The 16041-nt window shown below is 61.7% G+C and carries 15 protein-coding genes; 11 read left to right on the forward strand and 4 right to left on the reverse strand.

Annotated elements, in window-relative coordinates:
- The first annotated feature begins 159 nt into the window (after positions 1–159).
- From EOA78_RS31020 to EOA78_RS31060, 9 genes are all read left to right on the forward strand, one after another.
- Complete coding sequence (locus EOA78_RS31020; RefSeq protein WP_029351968.1) at positions 160–423, forward strand: hypothetical protein; 264 nt, start codon at positions 160–162, stop codon at positions 421–423.
- A 266-nt stretch (positions 424–689) separates the two neighbouring features.
- Positions 690–2123, forward strand: coding sequence for a UbiA family prenyltransferase (locus tag EOA78_RS31025; RefSeq protein ID WP_127319072.1), 1434 nt, complete (start codon positions 690–692; stop codon positions 2121–2123).
- Between the two features lie 2 nt (positions 2124–2125).
- The gene (locus tag EOA78_RS31030) at positions 2126–3478 is read left to right on the forward strand and encodes an FAD-binding oxidoreductase (protein WP_127319074.1); all 1353 of its coding nucleotides are present in this window, start codon (positions 2126–2128) and stop codon (positions 3476–3478) included.
- A 122-nt stretch (positions 3479–3600) separates the two neighbouring features.
- On the forward strand, positions 3601–4050 hold the full coding sequence (locus tag EOA78_RS31035; protein WP_127319076.1) for an EamA family transporter: 450 nt from the start codon (positions 3601–3603) through the stop codon (positions 4048–4050).
- A complete protein-coding gene (locus EOA78_RS31040; RefSeq protein ID WP_127319078.1) occupies positions 4047–5054 on the forward strand; it encodes an NAD(P)-dependent oxidoreductase in 1008 nt (335 codons plus the stop codon). Before EOA78_RS31035 ends, EOA78_RS31040 begins: the two co-directional genes overlap by 4 nt.
- A 23-nt stretch (positions 5055–5077) precedes the next feature.
- Positions 5078–6550, forward strand: coding sequence for an aspartate aminotransferase family protein (locus tag EOA78_RS31045; RefSeq protein ID WP_127319080.1), 1473 nt, complete (start codon positions 5078–5080; stop codon positions 6548–6550).
- A gap of 21 nt (positions 6551–6571) precedes the next feature.
- Positions 6572–7801, forward strand: a complete 1230-nt coding sequence (locus EOA78_RS31050) for a hypothetical protein (RefSeq protein ID WP_127319082.1) — start codon at positions 6572–6574, stop codon at positions 7799–7801.
- Between the two features lie 280 nt (positions 7802–8081).
- Positions 8082–10643, forward strand: a complete 2562-nt coding sequence (locus EOA78_RS31055) for an FAD-dependent oxidoreductase (RefSeq protein WP_127319084.1) — start codon at positions 8082–8084, stop codon at positions 10641–10643.
- Positions 10644–10767: 124 nt separating this feature from the next.
- Positions 10768–11616 (forward strand): DUF1194 domain-containing protein, encoded by an 849-nt coding sequence (locus EOA78_RS31060; protein WP_127319086.1) that lies wholly within the window; start codon positions 10768–10770, stop codon positions 11614–11616.
- Positions 11617–11694: 78 nt separating this feature from the next.
- Here EOA78_RS31060 and EOA78_RS31065 read toward each other — a convergent pair whose 3' ends face one another.
- From EOA78_RS31065 to EOA78_RS31075, 3 genes are all read right to left on the reverse strand, one after another.
- The gene (locus tag EOA78_RS31065; protein ID WP_348628510.1) at positions 11695–12633 is read right to left on the reverse strand and encodes a GlxA family transcriptional regulator; all 939 of its coding nucleotides are present in this window, start codon (positions 12631–12633) and stop codon (positions 11695–11697) included.
- 353 nt (positions 12634–12986) lie between these two features.
- The gene (locus EOA78_RS37800; protein ID WP_082982800.1) at positions 12987–13121 is read right to left on the reverse strand and encodes a hypothetical protein; all 135 of its coding nucleotides are present in this window, start codon (positions 13119–13121) and stop codon (positions 12987–12989) included.
- Positions 13122–13456: 335 nt separating this feature from the next.
- The gene (locus EOA78_RS31075; RefSeq protein WP_029351950.1) at positions 13457–13645 is read right to left on the reverse strand and encodes a hypothetical protein; all 189 of its coding nucleotides are present in this window, start codon (positions 13643–13645) and stop codon (positions 13457–13459) included.
- 224 nt (positions 13646–13869) lie between these two features.
- Here EOA78_RS31075 and EOA78_RS31080 point away from each other — a divergent pair, with 224 nt between their 5' ends.
- Complete coding sequence (locus tag EOA78_RS31080) at positions 13870–14769, forward strand: LysR substrate-binding domain-containing protein (RefSeq protein WP_029351948.1); 900 nt, start codon at positions 13870–13872, stop codon at positions 14767–14769.
- A 1-nt stretch (position 14770) separates the two neighbouring features.
- Here EOA78_RS31080 and EOA78_RS31085 read toward each other — a convergent pair whose 3' ends face one another.
- Complete coding sequence (locus EOA78_RS31085; protein ID WP_127319090.1) at positions 14771–15754, reverse strand: alpha/beta hydrolase; 984 nt, start codon at positions 15752–15754, stop codon at positions 14771–14773.
- Between the two features lie 106 nt (positions 15755–15860).
- Here EOA78_RS31085 and EOA78_RS36620 point away from each other — a divergent pair.
- On the forward strand, positions 15861–16041 hold a 181-nt coding region (locus EOA78_RS36620), incomplete at its 3' end, for a hypothetical protein (protein WP_206533536.1).

Raw genomic sequence — 16041 nt, forward strand, 5'->3', positions numbered from 1 at the left:
TTGATATTCAGGTAACACCGGCTTTCGACACAGCGAAGCAATTGCGGCATGTTTTCTGCATTCAGTTGCCGTTCAGCTTGCATCTCATATAAGCTCATGCAAAGGGCGAGAATGCCTTGCGAAATGCAAACAGAGGCGGTGGAAACACCGATACTGCAAATGTGGAAGTCTCTCGTCGCCGCCATCGCTTTTCTTGCCGTGGGCGGTTCAGCCTTCGGCGCCAGTGCGACCAACAAGGACGCCGAGACCCGCACACTCGTCGTGACCGAAGGCGGTGGCAAGACGGAGCTGGCGCTGGCCGCCGGCGAAACCGCGGAATTCTGCCCGACCGGCTGTTTCGTTACCATGCCGAATGGTGACCTCGAGGCGCTGACCGGTTCGGAAACGATCGAAATCTCGGGTGGTGTCGCCCGTATCAAGTAACGCGCGTCAAGCAACGTTGACGGCTTGTTTTTCGAAGGCCGGGCAATGCCCGGCCTTTTATCGTTTCGGGTCAACGAAACTTAATGATGAAGGGCGAAATACCGTCACGCAAACCAGGCCAGGCTGGGCGTTTTAACGTTCGCTGCGCTGTTCCCCGTTATATCGGGCCGAAGACGCCGAAGCACGGCGCGGATTTTTGATCGGCGCATGATCCTTTCCGAAAATCGGTTTTCGGGGTCATGCGCTTTCAGGCAGGGCAACGAAAAATGGACGCGCGGTCGGACAGGAACGCAATTCCGCTTGCCGTCGATCTCGACGGCACGCTGATCGCGACGGACCTGTTGTGGGAAGGGCTGTTCATCCTTCTCAAGAAGAATCCGCTCTATATTTTCCTCGTACCGTTCTGGCTTGCCGGCGGACCGGCGCGGTTGAAGCAGGCCATCGCTCGACGCGTCGACATCGACCCTGCATCGCTGCCTTACCGCGAGGCGCTGCTTCAGCGCCTTCGCATTGAACATGGCGAGGGCCGCCAGATCGTGCTGGCGACCGGCACGCCGCGCAAATTCGCCGAGGCGATCGCCGCACATCTCGGGATATTCGATCGCGTCCTGGCGACCGACGGCCCTCACAACATGACCTCAGGCAGAAAGCGTGCCTCGCTTGTCGCCGCCTATGGCGATGGCGGCTTCGACTATGCCGGCAATAGCCGGCACGACCTTAGGGTATTCGACGCCGCGCGCGCGGCAATCGTCGTCGCGCCCGACCGCGATGCAGCGCGCTGGCAGGCCGCCCACGGTGCCGAATTGATGCCAGCGCCGAAGCCGACATTCAGAACCATCGTCAAAATGCTGCGCGTTCATCAGTGGCTGAAAAACTCGCTGATCGCGGTGCCGATGGTACTGTCGCACGAATACTTCAACGCCGACATGGTCTGGGAATGCCTGCTGGCATTCGTATCGTTCAGCGCAGTCGCTTCCGCCATCTACATCCTAAACGATTTCTTTGATCTCGCGCTCGATCGCAAACACCTGACCAAGCGTAACCGGCCATTCGCCAGCGGCGCGCTGTCGATCCCGTTCGGCCTCGGTTCGATGATGGTGCTGCTTGCAATGGGCGTTGGTGCAGGGCTTCTGCTGCCGATCGAATTCCTCGGCGTGCTCGGCGGCTACATAGTCATCACCACCGCCTATTCGCTGTCGTTCAAGCGCATGCTCCTGATCGACGTGCTGACGTTGGCCGGACTCTACACGATCCGCGTTCTGGCGGGCGCCGCGGCGACCGGCGTCGACGTCTCGTTCTGGCTGCTGGCCTTCTCGATCTTCTTTTTCCTGTCGCTGGCGCTGGTAAAGCGCTTTGTCGAGCTACGCGCGACCGCCATTCCGGCCGGCGAACGCATTGCCGGCCGCGGCTACCGCATCGAAGACCAGGAGATCGTCGCCCAGGCGGGCATGGCCTCGGCCTTTTCCTCGGCGCTGGTGCTGGCGCTCTATATGGACAGCGTTGCGGTGCGCGAACTCTATCCCCACCCGTGGCTGGTCTGGCCCTTGGCGCCGATCGTCCTGTACCTGACCATCCGCGTCTGGATTCTCGCCCGCCGCGACGAGATGCATGACGATCCGGTCGTCTTCATCATCCGCGACTGGCGCAGCCAGATCGTCGTGCTCATCGGCGCTGTGTTTCTGGTCGCCGGAGGCTGGTAGGCGTGGCGAAGCAGCGGTTCCAGAGCTTCGGTCTTGCCACGCCGCCGGCACTCGATGTGATCCCGGCGGACGACGCTGTTGCGCTGCTGAAGAGTGGCAAGGCGGCAAGAAATGCCTTGCTCGCCTACGGCAACGGCCGCTCCTACGGCGATTCCTGCCAGAACCAGGCCGGCATGGTCGTTGACATGCGGCCGCTGAACAGGATTCGCGCCTTCAATGCCGAGACCGGCGTGATCGAGGCCGAGGCCGGCGTGCTTCTGTCCGACATCATCGCCCATGCAGCGCCATACGGCTTCTTTCCGGCCGTCGTTCCAGGCACGCAGGTCGTCACGCTCGGCGGCGCCATCGCCAATGACGTTCACGGCAAGAATCATCACCGGCGCGGCACCTTCGGCTGCCACGTCGAATCGTTCACGCTGCTCAAATCGGATGGACGGCCCCATTACTGCTCGGCCACCGACAATGCACGCCTGTTTGCGGCGACGATCGGCGGCATGGGGCTGACCGGACTGATCCTGTCCGCATCGATCCGGCTGATGCGGGTGCCATCCCTCGACATCGTCGAGACGGCGACGCCGTTCCGCGACCTCGGCGAATTCTTCGAGCTTGCCGAAGCGGCCGACCAAGCCAACGAATACGTCGTCGCATGGATCGACCAGCTTGCCGGCGGCCACCGCCGTGGGCGCGGGCTGCTGTTTACCGGCAATCATGCCGAGCATGGCTCCCATGTGCCCTTTCGTGCCGGCAGCAACCTTTCGGTGCCGTTCCAGCCGCCGTTCAACGTGCTCAACCGGCCGTTCCTGACTGCCTTCAATGCCGCCTACCGGTGGAGGAAAGGCAGGTCTACCGCGCCGCGCCAGGTCGGCTTCCAGGGTTTTTTCTTTCCGCTCGACGGCGTTGGCAACTGGAACCGGCTCTACGGACCGAACGGGCTTTTCCAGCACCAGAGCGTGGTGCCGGAAGACGTCGCGGGCCGAGCGGTGCCGGCGCTGCTTGCGGCGGCAAAACGGGCGGGGCAGGGCTCGTTCCTGACGGTCCTGAAGCGCTTCGGCTCGATCCGCTCGCCGGCACTGCTGTCGTTCCCGCGACCGGGTTTCACGCTGACGCTGGATTTTTCCAACCGTGGCCGGGGGACGCTGGCGCTGCTGAAGGAACTCGACCACATCACGGTCGAGGCCGGTGGCGCGGTCAATCCCTACAAGGACGCCCGCATGGGCGCCGACATTTTCGCCGCATCTTTTCCGCAATGGCTACGCCTAGAAGCGATCCGCGATCCCGCCTTCATGTCGAGTTTCTGGGCGCGAACGGCGAAAAAACTCGAGGCTCGGCGCGAAACCGTTGAAGCCGCAGAATAGATAAAATTAGAATAGTTCGTGATTAACGGGTCGATAAGGCCAAGATTTGCTTAAAACGTTTTGTGCTTCACGAAACGTTTGCAGGTTTGTAATAGAACGGCTGAAAGGCTGGCGGAAGAAACATGAAATACATCGTCTTCATTCTGTTCACGGTCACGACCAACGCCGCTGCGCAGCTGATGCTGAAGCAGGGCATGATGTCACTCGGTACGATCTCCTTCGAGGGCACCAATCCGTTGCTGAAGCTGTTGCAGATTGTCTTCAGCACGTGGGTTTTCTTCGGCCTGTGCACCTTCGTCATCTCGATGGCTTCGCACCTCTATGTGCTGTCCAAGGTCGAGCTCAGCTTCGCCTATCCGTTCCTCAGCCTCGCCTATGTCGCCGTTGCGATCTTCGCCTATTTCATCTTCCGCGAAGACCTCAATGCCTGGCGCATCGCCGGCATCGCCTTCATCTGCGTCGGCACGGTGCTGATCGCCCAAAGTGGCCGGGACTTGGGCGGTCGAGAGCACGAGGACGAGACGGCTGGCCTTTCCCCCGACAGGATTCACACCAGCGGGATCGTTCGATGAGACATGTGATCTTTGGCGGCGACGGTTTCGTCGGCCGCCACCTTGCCCCGAAACTTCTGGCCGACGGCGAGGAGGTGGTCGTCGCCGACATCGCCAAGAGCGACCTGCCGCATTACCGTTCGGTCCGATATGTCAGGTGCGACGTCACCGATCCGGCCTCGGTCGCTTCGGTCGGGCTGAAGGCCGACGACATGGTCTATAATCTGTCGGCGAAAATGCTGTCGCCGATCCAGGTGCGCGCCAAGCGCCACCAGTTCTTCTTCCCGGTGAATTTCCACGGCACCGAGCACATCATAACGGCGATGGACAGAGCCGGCGCGCCCAAGCTCGTCCATTACACGACCGACATGATCTATGGCCATACGGTCACGCAACCGATGACCGAGGAACATCCGGTCGCGCCGCTCGGCGAATATGGCTGGTCGAAGCAGAAGACCGAGGAACTGGCCGCCGAATGGCGCAAGCGCGGCATGTCGATCTCGCTGTTTCGGCCGCGCCTGATCATCGGTCCCGGCCGCCTCGGCATCCTCGAGAAACTGTTCAAGCTGATCGACTGGAACCTTCCGGTGCCGATGATCGGCTCGGGCAAGAACCCGTATCAGTTCATCTCGGTGTTCGACTGCGCCGAGGCAGCGCGCGCCGCCTGGAGAGCCGGCGTGCCTGATGAAGCCTATAATCTCGGTTCGCTCAACCCGCCGCCGGTCAGGAAACTGCTCGGCGATCTGATCCGGCATGCCGGGTCGAAGTCGATCCTGATTCCGACACCGGGCTGGGCAGTCAAGCGCACGCTCGACCTGCTCGATCTCTTGAACATGCCGATCATGGATCCGGAGCAGTATCTGATCGCCGACGAGGACTGCGTGCTCGACGTGTCCAAGGCCGAACGCCAGCTCGGCTGGGTGCCGCAATATCGTGACGAGGACATGCTGATCGCCGCCTATAGCGAATATCGCGCCAAGAAAGACGGCCATGCCGTCGCCGTCAAAAGTGTGCCCGCCGAGTGATGGGCCAGCAGGAGACTCTTGAGATGACCGTCATGACCAAGCCGGACCACACGACTGCGCGCGCTACGGTCAGCGCGCCGGCGCTTTCGCCCGCCACCACCGCTAAGCCCGATTTGATCAGCGTCGAGCAGGCCAAGGCGATGGACGTAGCGCGCATGACCGACCTGTTCAAGGCGCATCTCAACCCCGGCCAGCTGCATTTCATGAAGCTGCTCGGCTTCCACAAGATCAAGATCGAGCGCGCCGAAGGCATGTTCTACATCGATCAGAACGGCCGCAGGATCCTCGATTTCTTCGGCGGCTTCGGTTCGCTGGCCTTCGGCCACAACCATCCGCGCCTTCTCGAAGCGCGCAAGAAATTCCAGGAGGAGAAGCGGCAAGAGATCGCCATCGCCTTCATGTCGCAATATGCGGCCGCCCTGGCGCACAATCTCGCCAAATGCTCGCCCGGCGATCTCGACATGGTGTTTTTGGGCTCGTCCGGCTCGGAAGCCATGGAGGCGGCAGTGAAGCTCGCCGAACGCGCCGCGGGCCCGAAGCGGCCGAAAGTCGTCTATGCCGAGAATTCCTTCCACGGCAAGACCAAAGGCGTGCTGGCGATCACCGACGGCTCGCTTTACCGCGCCGACTTCAAGGTGGCCGACAATGTCGTGCGCATCCCGTTCGCCGACATCGAAGCGGTCGAGCGCACCTTCCGCTCGGACCCGGAGATCGGCGTGATCGTGCTGGAAACCATCCAGGGTGGTGGCGGCATCATCCAGGCGCCTGCCGAATACTGGCAGAAGCTGCGTGCGCTATGCGACCAGTACGGTGTGCTGTGGGTCGCCGATGAAGTGCAGTGCGGCTATGGCCGCTCCGGCCGATTCTATACCTTCGAGCATTACGGCGTCGTTCCTGATGTGACGGCGCTGGCAAAATCGCTCGGCGGCGGCAAGGCCGCGGTCGGCGCGATGATCGCAAGGCGCGAGATCTACATGAAGGCCTATGGCACATCGAAGACGGCGATGATCCACGCCATGGCCACCTTCGGCGGCATGGGCGAGGCCTGCGTCACCTCGATCGAGGCGCTCAACGTGCTTTACGACGAGGGGCTGATCGACAACGCCGCCGTGACCGGCGACTATCTCCTGCAACGCCTGCAGGCGTTGAGGGAAAAATACCCGAAGATCATCAAGGAGGTCCGCGGCAAGGGCCTGATGGTCGGGCTGGAATTCCACGATTTTTCGCAGACCCTGCCGATGGTGCTGCGGCCCGTGGTCAGCGTGCTTGACGAGAAGCTGAAGGGATCCTTGTCCGGCTTCGTCGGAGCGCTGCTGCTGCGCGACTACGACGTGCTCGTCGCCTTCACCGAATACAACCGCAACGTCATCCGTCTCGAACCGCCGCTGATCTGCCAGCGCGAACATGTCGACCGCTTTGTCGAGGCGCTCGACAGCCTGTTGTCGCGCGGCATCGTATCGATCGTGAAGGATTTCGTCAAAAGCCAGGTCCGCTAGCGAGGTCCGCCGAGCGAAACCATGCTGACCAAATCTCCCGTTTCGACAAACCTGCTCGACCAGCTCACCGAGGCCGGCCTGGCATGGGGCGAGGGCACTTATGCGCGCCTTGCCGCACCGGTCGGGGCGGCGGCCTTCGCGCTTTACATCCTGTTGATCGCCGTGACGACATGGTCCATCCCCGACGCCAATTGGGACATGCTGCCCTACCTCGCGATCGCCGAGGAGGGCACCTATCGCGATGTGCAGGCGCTGCACGACTATGCCTATGGCACGGTTAGGGACGGCGTCTCGGCGGGCGACTACAAGGCACTGACGGATGATGGCGGCGGCTTTCGCAGTCATATGGCCGGGAATGCCGCCGATTTCCATTCGCTGCTCGGCATGTACCGGGTCAAGTTCCTCTACGCCGAGATCCTTTCGACGATGAGCTCCGTGGTGTCGCCAGTCGAGGCGATGCGGCTGTTACAGGTATTGTCGGTGCTGCTGTTCGGTGCGATCGCGCTGCTCTGGCTGCGGTCCGAAGGCGCACTGGCGCTGGCGCCGGTCGTCGGCGCGGTGCTGATGATAGCCGAATTCGGCGACGCGGCGCGGGCTGCGACGCCGGATCTGCTGTGCTCGGCCCTGTTCCTCGGCGGGCTTTTTGCGTATGTGCGCGGTCGCGAAGTGGCGGCGGCGATCCTGCTCTTTCTCGCCTTCATGGCGCGGCCCGACAACATCGTCTTTCTTGCCATCTTCGCCGTGTTGCTGGTCGCCTTCCGACAGAAGGCGTGGGGCGCGCTGGCCGGCTTTGCCGCCTCCTTGGTCGCCTATTTCGCCATCTCGCATTGGGCGCAGCATCCCGGCTGGTGGCCACATCTGTGGTTCTCCAGCATCGAGCAGCACTACAATATGGACGGCTTCGATCCGCCGTTCTCGGCTGTCGCCTATCTCCGGGCCGTTGCCGCCTCGCTGGTCCGCGCCGTCAGCCTGAACAGCTGGGTCGGCGTCTCGGTTCTGGCGCTGGCGGGGTGGTATGTGGCGAGCCGCGCCGGATTCAAGCTCGACCGTCGCGCCGGCATCCTGTTTGCGGCGCTGGTGCTCGGGGTGCTGGCGAAGTTCACCGTCTTCCCGATCCACGACACCCGCATCTACTTTCCCAATCTGATCCCGCCGTTCCTGCTGCTCGCCGGCCCCTTCATGGCGCTTTGGGCGAGCATCAAAGGACATCGCGCCGCAGTGTTGCACGTCGTTCCAGTCGATAAACCATGAGTTCCGTCTCCAGCCTGGCGCGCATCGTTTTCCCTTGAGGCAGCTGGTCTGAACTGCGGTGCCACGCGTCCTTTTGGATGCGCAAAGGACGCCATAGACCTTCTTTCTGCGCATGATGCCAACGAAAATCGATTCCGATTTTTCGGCGTTGTGCCCCGGGGTCGCGCCGCACTTGCGGCGTGTCGCAAACAGGCGGTAGCACGATGGCCCTCGCCTGCATATTGTGCGCCGGTCAAGCGGGCGCCGGCGCCTGCAAACAGCACTTTTGGAGTCGCGGGCAATGGCAGGGTTTCCGGAAAAGGCGAAGGTCGTCATCGTCGGGCTGGGCGGTATTGTCGGCGCATCGGTCGCCCATCACCTGATCGAGCGCGGCTGGGACGACATCGTCGGCATCGACAAATCAGGCATCCCGACCGACATCGGTTCGACAGCGCACGCCTCCGACTTCTGCTATACGACCAGCCATGACTTCCTGTCCTGCTGGACGACGCTCTACTCCATCGATTTCTACGAGAAGATGGGCCATTACGCCCGCATCGGCGGTCTCGAAATCGCCCGCGTCGGTGACGACGCCCGCATGGAGGAGATCAAGCGCAAGATCGCCTCGGCAAAGGCTTTCGGCACGCGTGCCCGCCTGATCGATCCTGCCGAGATCAAGCAGAAGTTCCCGCTGATAGAAGAAGAGATGGTGCAGGGCGGCCTCTGGGATCCCGATGCCGGTCTCGTCATCCCGCGCTCGCAAACGGTCGCCGGCAAGCTGGTCGACCAGGCGGAAAGCTCCGGCAAGCTCAAATCCTTCGCCAACACGCCGGCCAGGTCGCTTATCGTCGAGAATGGGCGCATCAAGGGCGTGGTGACCGATCGCGGCACCATCGAAGCCGATTATGTGATTGTTTGCGCGGGTATCTGGGGCCGGTTGATCGCGGAAATGGTGGGCGAGGACCTGCCGGTGATGCCGATCGACCATCCGCTCACCTTCTTCGGGCCCTATACCGAGTTCGCCGGCACCGGCAAGGAGATCGGCTGGCCGCTGCTGCGCGACCAGGGCAACTCGGCTTACATGCGCGACACCGGCGATCCCAAAACCGCCGAGGGCGGGCAGATCGAATGGGGCTATTACGAAGAGACCAATCCGCGCCTTTGCCATCCGCGCGACCTCCTGGAGAAGGATCAGGCGCGGCTTTCGCCCTCGCAGCGCGACCTCGACATGGAGCAGATCCTGGCGCCGCTCGAGCGCGCCATGGAACTGACGCCGATCCTCGGCGAACTCGGCTACAATGAAAGCCATTCCTTTAACGGCCTGCTGCAGGTGACGGCGGATGGCGGCCCATCCATGGGCGAAAGCCAGAAGGTGCGGGGCCTGTGGTATGCAGTCGCCATCTGGGTCAAGGACGGCCCCGGCATGGGCAAGCTTATCGCCGACTGGATGACGGACGGCCGGACGTCGATCGACCACCACGCCATCGACTATTCGCGCTTCTATCCGCACCAGACGCAAGAGCAGTTCATCTGGGACCGCTGCACCGAAACGGCGATGAAGGTCTATAATCCGGCGGTGCACCCGCGCGAACCCTTCTCCAAGGGCCGCAACATCAGGCGCTCGCCATTTTGGGAGCGCGAAAAGGAACTCGGCGGCTACTTCATGGAGCTGGGCGGCTGGGAGCGTGCGCATGGCTATGCCGCCAATGAGCATCTCCTGGAGAAATACGGCAACCGTGTGCCGGTGCGCGAAAACGAGTGGGACAACCGCCATTTTTGGCGCGTCTCCAATGCCGAGCATCTCGCGATGAGCGAGGATTGCGGCATCGTCAACCTATCGCATTTCTCGATGTACGACGTCGAAGGTCCGGACCATGTCGCGCTGCTGGAATGGCTGTGCGCGGCAAAGATCGGCGGCGACAACAACATTGGCAAAGGCATCTACACCCACTTCCTCGACGAGGAAGGCATGGTGCGCGCCGACTTTACGGTCATCCGCATGGCCGACCGCTGCCGGGTGATCGACGGTGCGGATGCCGGCCCGCGCGACTTCCAGTACATGCGGCGCACCGCGCAGGACAAAGGTTTTGACGTCACCATCACCGATGTGACCGAGAACTACGTGACCGTCGGCATCTGGGGTCCGAATGCGCGCTCGACCTTGCAGAAGGTCGTCGAGGACCCGGACGGGCTGACGCCGGAGAACTTTGCCTTTGCGGCGATCAAGCCTGTCAGGATCGCCGGCAAGGACGTGACCGCTTTCCGCATCTCCTATGTCGGCGAGCAGGGCTGGGAACTGCACATGCGATATGAAGACGGGCTGGCCGTATGGGACGCGTTGCGTTCGACCGGCGTGATGGCTTTTGGCGTCGAGACCTATGCCAACAGCCGCCGCATGGAGAAGAGCCTGCGCCTGCAGAACGCGGATCTTTTGACCGAGTACAATCTGCTGGAGGCCGATCTTGCCCGTCCGAAGGTCAAGGAGGCTGACTTCAGCGGCAAGGCAAAGCATCTGGAGTATCGCGCCCGCGCACACCAGCCGGCGATGCTTTGCACGCTCGTCATGACGGACAATGTCGATTCCAGGGGCGTTGCCCGTTATCCCGTCGGCACGATGCCGGTGATGGACCCGGAAACGGGTGAGACGCTGGTCGACGAACTCGGCCGTCGATCCTTCACGACCTCGATCGCCTATGGCCCGACCGTCGGCAAGAACATCGCGCTCGCCTACCTGCCTTGGGGATATTGCCAGGAGGGCCGCAAGCTGAACGTCGAATATTTCGGCGAGACATACCCGGTCGAAGTGGCCGCCGTCGGTTACAGACCGCTCTACGATCCGGAGAACCTCAATCCACGCAGCTGAGCGTTGGTTGATCCTTCCCGCTATGGAAGGTGAGGGCGGGACTCGCAAAAATGTGAACGCAAAGACTTAGCCCAGCGCCGGGCTTTTCGCTTTGTGACACGACGATTCTCGCTTACCTTGCGGCATGTCTGCTTTTCCCCACGCAAGACATCTCCTTTCAGGCGCCGCTGCACTGGCGCTGATGCTGGGGCTGGCGCCGGAATCCCGCGCCGCCGAGCCCGTCGATATCGAACTGGTGCTGGCGGTCGACGTTTCGCTGTCGATGTCGCCGGCCGAACTCGAGATCCAGCGCAAAGGCTATGTCGCGGCGCTGACGCACGACACGGTACTGCAGGCGATAGCCGATGGCGCCTATGGCAAGATTGCCGTCACCTATGTCGAATGGGCCGGCACGACCTGGCAGCACGTCATTGTGCCGTGGACGGTGATCGCCAATCGTGCCGACGCCGAGCGGGTGGTCGAACAACTCGCCGCCCATGCGCCCAACAGCGCACGGCGCACCTCGATTTCCGGTGCCTTGCAATTCGGCAGCGATCTCTTCGCCGAAAGCGGCTTTCAGGGCGTCAAGCGCGTCATCGACATTTCAGGCGATGGTCCCAACAATCAAGGTGCTCCCGTCGACATCATCCGTGACGAGCTGGTCAAGCAAGGCATCACCATCAACGGCCTGCCGCTGATGACCCGGAGCGGCTTCACCAGCGTCTACGACGTCAACTATCTCGACCGCTATTACACCGACTGCGTCATCGGTGGGCCCGGAGCGTTCATGATCCCGGTCAATGAGTGGACGCAGTTTCCCGAAGCGATCCGCCGCAAGCTGGTGCTGGAGCTTGCCGGGCCTGCCTCACCGCAATGGGCGGCGGACCAAGCGGCGCATCCGCCGGTGGTGCTGGCGCAAGACAAGCCGGCCACCGACTGTCAGGTCGGCGAGAAAATGTGGCGCGACCGAAGCTGGATGTTCGACAGCCGCTAGAGCATCGGACGTTCTAGACTTGGCGAGCACTCCTCTCCGGGAGGCAATGGCCTCTACACCATCCAGGTGTTGCCTTTTTTACGCGGCCAGCAACTGCTTGCGATCGACGCGCTCCTGCTGCGGCGAGCGCGCATAGAGCTCGCGGTAGCATTTGGAGAAATGCGAGGCGGAGACGAACCCGCAAGCAACCGCCACTTCGACCACCGGCATCGATGATTGGATCAGCAAGTGCCGGGCCCGGTCGAGGCGGATTTCCAGATAGTAGCGGGCAGGGGATCGTCCCATTTCGGTGCGGAACAGGCGCTCGATCTGGCGGCGCGACAAGTCGACATGATCGGCAATCTCGATCAGCGACAGCGGCTCGGACAGGTTTGCTTCCATCAATTCGATGATGGTCAGCACTTTGGAGTTCTGCACGCCAAGGCGCGCACGCAGCGGCAGGCGCTGGCGATCGGTCGGGCTGCGTACGCGGTCGGTCAAAACCTGCTCGCAGACCCGGTTGACGAGGTTGTCGTCGAAATCGTCGCCGATCAGCTTCAGCATCATGTCGAGCGCCGCGGTGCCGCCGGCGCAGGTGTAGATGTTCTGGTCGATCTCGAAGAGGTCGGCAAAGACATTGGCCTTCGGGAACGCCTCGGAAAAACCCGGCAGGTTCTCCCAATGAATGGCGCAGCGCTTGTTGGACAACAGGCCGGCGGCGGCCAGTATATGTGCGCCAGTGCACAAGCCGCCGATGGCGACGCCGCGGTTGTATTCCTCGCGCAGCCAGGCGAAGGCCGATCTGTTCTGGTAGCGCTCGACATTGATGCCGCTGCAAACGACCGCCATGTTCGGCCGTTCGGGGCCGGACATCTTCTTGCGTTCGTCCTCCAGCGAGGTGTCGACGGCGCATTCGACGCCGTTCGAGGCGCGCACCGGCTTGCCGTCGATGCTGGCGAGCCGCCAACGATAGGCCTCGTAGCCGAGCATCCGGTTGGCCGAGCGCAACGGATCGAGCGCCGTTGCAAAGGCGATCATGGTGAAATCGGGGACCAGGAAGAATACAAACGACCGCCTGATCGGATGATTTACGACGTTCACAGGGTAACCCTCACGCTGCAATGGCGCGAACAGGATGTCGCGATCAGCATAGCGACATCAGGAAAAACCTTTCCTGTCAATTGGCTATGCGGCGGCAGACAGACTTTATTTGCGACATGGGTCGCAAATGGGCAATCGCTATGCGTTGACGGTCCCAACATGCCGCCGGTTTGAGCAAATATGCGGCATGTGGTCGGCACTTACAAAACACGCCGCCTCGGCAGAACCGAAGCGGCGCTGTGATCAACTTCGAAGCAGCAGCAGGTAGCGCCGCTTGCGAGCTTGTCAGATCAGGCGACGAAGCCGAGGCGCGCGGCGGCCACGGCGCCGGTCTGGCCGGGCATGGTGTTGGCAAGGCGCTGGCGCTCGAGCGCGGTCGTCAGGTTCATTTCACGGCGAGAAAAAAGGCGGGCAAAAAGCTTCATCATCATCTCCATTCGGTTGCTCAGACGGGTCGCCTTCGCTTGATGGAGTGGGGCAGCTCGTTGGCTGGCGCTGATATAGGCTTACGTGAGGGGAAACTAAATCGCAAAAGCGAAGCACTTGATATGAAAAGCGACACGGAATGCGACAACTTTGGGCATTCCGCCCAATATTTATGATCACTTACAAGGCGTTAGTTCGAAATGTGAACTGTTATGCAGCCCGTTCATATGCGCTATGCAGCGGCGACATGGCTTCAAAAAACATTTGACTGCAAACAAAAAGGCCTGCCGGGCATGATCTGCGCGACAGGCCGTCAGCTTTGAATACACACGATTTATTTTGCTCCGCCAGCCCAGGATCCAACGCCATAGCGAGTGCCGGTCTTGGTGTCGGCGGCTTCAGGCCAGCCGATATCCTTCTGCAGTTCGATCGGCAGAGAGCGGATGGCGCGTTCAGTCTGGTAGCGGGCGCGAGCCGCGCTGAATTCGGTCGCGATGCGGCCGATGGATGATAGGATGGACATTTTCATTCTCCTTTGCATTGGTCGGGAGCTTGCCGATTGCTCGGCATACGAAGCGCTACTTTGTTTCAGCTTCATTTCGTATCGATTGCAGATCGATGTCGTGGGCGTTCAAGGACGCTTTCGATACATCCGCCTTCGATGGAGTTGACTATCCCATCAAAGTGATGTTCAATCAAACGAAATGGAATGATAGTTTGCATCAGAAAAATTGAAGGCTGCTTCCCATGAACGCCCCACTCAATCATCCGTTGCCGCTGCTTGATCTCGACGTCTTGCGCACCTTCGTGGCAATCGCCGAGACCGGCAGTTTTACAACCGCGGCCAATGCCGTCTTTCGCACGCCGTCGGCCGTCTCCATGCAGATCAAGAAACTTGAGGACATTCTCGGCCGCTCCGTGTTTGCGCGCGACGCGCGCTCGGTGACGCTGACCACGGATGGCGAGATGCTGCTCGGCTACGCCCGCCGGCTGTTGTCGATCAACCGCGAGGTGGTGTCGAAATTCATCATCCCCGACATTGTCGGGGTGGTGCGGCTCGGCTCGCCGGATGATTATGGCGAGCGCGTGCTGCCACATGTCTTGAAGCGTTTTGCGCAGTCGCATCCCTCTATCGCAGTCGATGTCACCATCGACCAGAGCAGTAATCTGCGCCGGCGCATGGACGACCGGGCGCTCGACATCACGCTGCTCACCAATTCCTATAAGACCAGCGCGCTCGGCGCCGAAGTGCTGCTCACCGAACCGATCGTCTGGGCCGGCGCCAAGGGCGGCTGCGCGCATCTGCGCGAACCGCTGCCGGTGTCATTGTGGGAAGAGGGCTGTGCTTGGCGGGCCGGGGCGCTCGAAGCGCTCGGCCGCGAAGGCCGCAACTATCGCGTGGCCTATATGAGCGCGCATACGGCCGGCCAGCGCGCCGCAATCATGTCCGACCTCGCGGTGGCGCCGCTGCCGAAATCGTTCCTCGGCAGCGACATGGTCGAGCTTTGCCCGAAGGACGGCATGCCCGATATCGGCACCTACAATCTGGCCATGGTCGTGGCGCCGGACGCCAGCGCGCCGGTGAAGGCGGTCGCCGACCATATCCGCGCGACCTTCGAAGTGTTCAGGGAAACCGGGAAATTTTGATTCAGGATCGCAACGGCGTAGCCAGGTTGTGAGCGGTGACGCTGCGATCTGTCCTTTGCAGCGCCAATTCGCCGGCTTTGGCGTGATAGCTTTCGGTGTCGCTGGTTAAAAACCTCACGATGCTGTCCCGCGCGCGCCGAGCTTCTGGCATGTCGATCAGCGGCCAGACGTGGAACATGCCTGGCTCGTGCACGACCTCTATCTCCACACCGGCGGCACGCGCCTTTTTCGCGAAGATCAGATTGTCGGGGGTCAGCATGTCGCGCGAACCGGTCAGAAGCAGCGTTTTCGGCAACACAGAGAGGTCACCGTAAAGCGGACTGATGCGCCAGTCGCTGGGATCTATGCCGGCACTGTAGAGCCGGACCGCCTCCAGCCCGCCAGGAATTCCCAACCAGGGGTCGTAGCGTTCTGCCTCGAACACTTCGGGGTTGGCGAGCGACACGTCGAGGCCGGGCGAAATCAGCACATGCCGCGACGGCAAGGGCAGGAAGGCTTCCGCGGCCATCATGGTCAGCACCACGGCCATGTTGCCGCCGGCGGAATCGCCCATGAAGACGATGTCCTGCGCTTCCGTTTCGTCGAGCATCTGACGGTAGACCTTGCCGACCATGCCGAACATGGCGTGGAAATCGTGTTCGGGAGCAATGGGATAGATCGGCACCGTGATGCCGAAACCCAGCCGGTCGGCCATGTCGGCGATCAATCCCCAGTGATAGGACGTGATTTGAAAGACATAGGCGCCGCCATGCAGGTAGAGGATCCGCTTTCGCTCACCGGCCTTGGGAGCGATCTCGTAGACGGGAAAGCCGTCCACGCTGCGCGTCGCGATCTCGAAACGCGACCGCAGCGATGCGGGCGGCTGATGGTTCTCCGTCTTGCGCGCATAGGCAATCCAGCGCTGCAGGTTTTCCGGGCTGGAGAAGGCTTTCTTGCGGCTATACCTGAGCACGAAGGAAACGACGTGGCTTTTGATACTTGGCATCGGACACACGGATTTCGGCTGAGCCGACTAAGAGAACCCCTCGCTATCGAAGATCGTGCCTTCGCCCAGAATGTCAAGATTTGCGCGGTCTCAACACGGCGGTTTGATGTGGCTGGCTATCAAGGCCAGCCTCTGGGCGTGGCTCGCCGTAACGCTCGCGCCGGGGCAGCAGTGCGGTGCGCAGCCGACGGTCGCTTGCTGCCGGAGCCGCATGACGGCTCCGGCGCTTGGCCAGCAGCTTGCATTTGTCGGCCAGGTCATCAGCGCGCCGAACCCAGAAGCAGGGC

Source organism: Mesorhizobium sp. M5C.F.Cr.IN.023.01.1.1 (assembly GCF_003997585.1).
In the GTDB taxonomy this organism is placed as follows: Bacteria; Pseudomonadota; Alphaproteobacteria; order Rhizobiales; family Rhizobiaceae; genus Mesorhizobium; species Mesorhizobium wenxiniae.

Coding starts and splice junctions, on each gene's coding strand:
- EOA78_RS31035 (WP_127319076.1), top strand. CDS start 3,601: ATGAAATACATCGTCTTCATTCTGTTCACGGTCACGACCAACGCCGCT.
- EOA78_RS31060 (WP_127319086.1), top strand. CDS start 10,768: ATGTCTGCTTTTCCCCACGCAAGACATCTCCTTTCAGGCGCCGCTGCA.
- EOA78_RS31085 (WP_127319090.1), bottom strand. CDS start 15,754: ATGCCAAGTATCAAAAGCCACGTCGTTTCCTTCGTGCTCAGGTATAGC.
- EOA78_RS31025 (WP_127319072.1), top strand. CDS start 690: ATGGACGCGCGGTCGGACAGGAACGCAATTCCGCTTGCCGTCGATCTC.
- EOA78_RS31045 (WP_127319080.1), top strand. CDS start 5,078: ATGACCGTCATGACCAAGCCGGACCACACGACTGCGCGCGCTACGGTC.
- EOA78_RS37800 (WP_082982800.1), bottom strand. CDS start 13,121: ATGAAGCTTTTTGCCCGCCTTTTTTCTCGCCGTGAAATGAACCTGACG.
- EOA78_RS31050 (WP_127319082.1), top strand. CDS start 6,572: ATGCTGACCAAATCTCCCGTTTCGACAAACCTGCTCGACCAGCTCACC.
- EOA78_RS31075 (WP_029351950.1), bottom strand. CDS start 13,645: ATGTCCATCCTATCATCCATCGGCCGCATCGCGACCGAATTCAGCGCG.
- EOA78_RS31020 (WP_029351968.1), top strand. CDS start 160: ATGTGGAAGTCTCTCGTCGCCGCCATCGCTTTTCTTGCCGTGGGCGGT.
- EOA78_RS31065 (WP_348628510.1), bottom strand. CDS start 12,633: ATGATCGCCTTTGCAACGGCGCTCGATCCGTTGCGCTCGGCCAACCGG.
- EOA78_RS31040 (WP_127319078.1), top strand. CDS start 4,047: ATGAGACATGTGATCTTTGGCGGCGACGGTTTCGTCGGCCGCCACCTT.
- EOA78_RS31055 (WP_127319084.1), top strand. CDS start 8,082: ATGGCAGGGTTTCCGGAAAAGGCGAAGGTCGTCATCGTCGGGCTGGGC.
- EOA78_RS31080 (WP_029351948.1), top strand. CDS start 13,870: ATGAACGCCCCACTCAATCATCCGTTGCCGCTGCTTGATCTCGACGTC.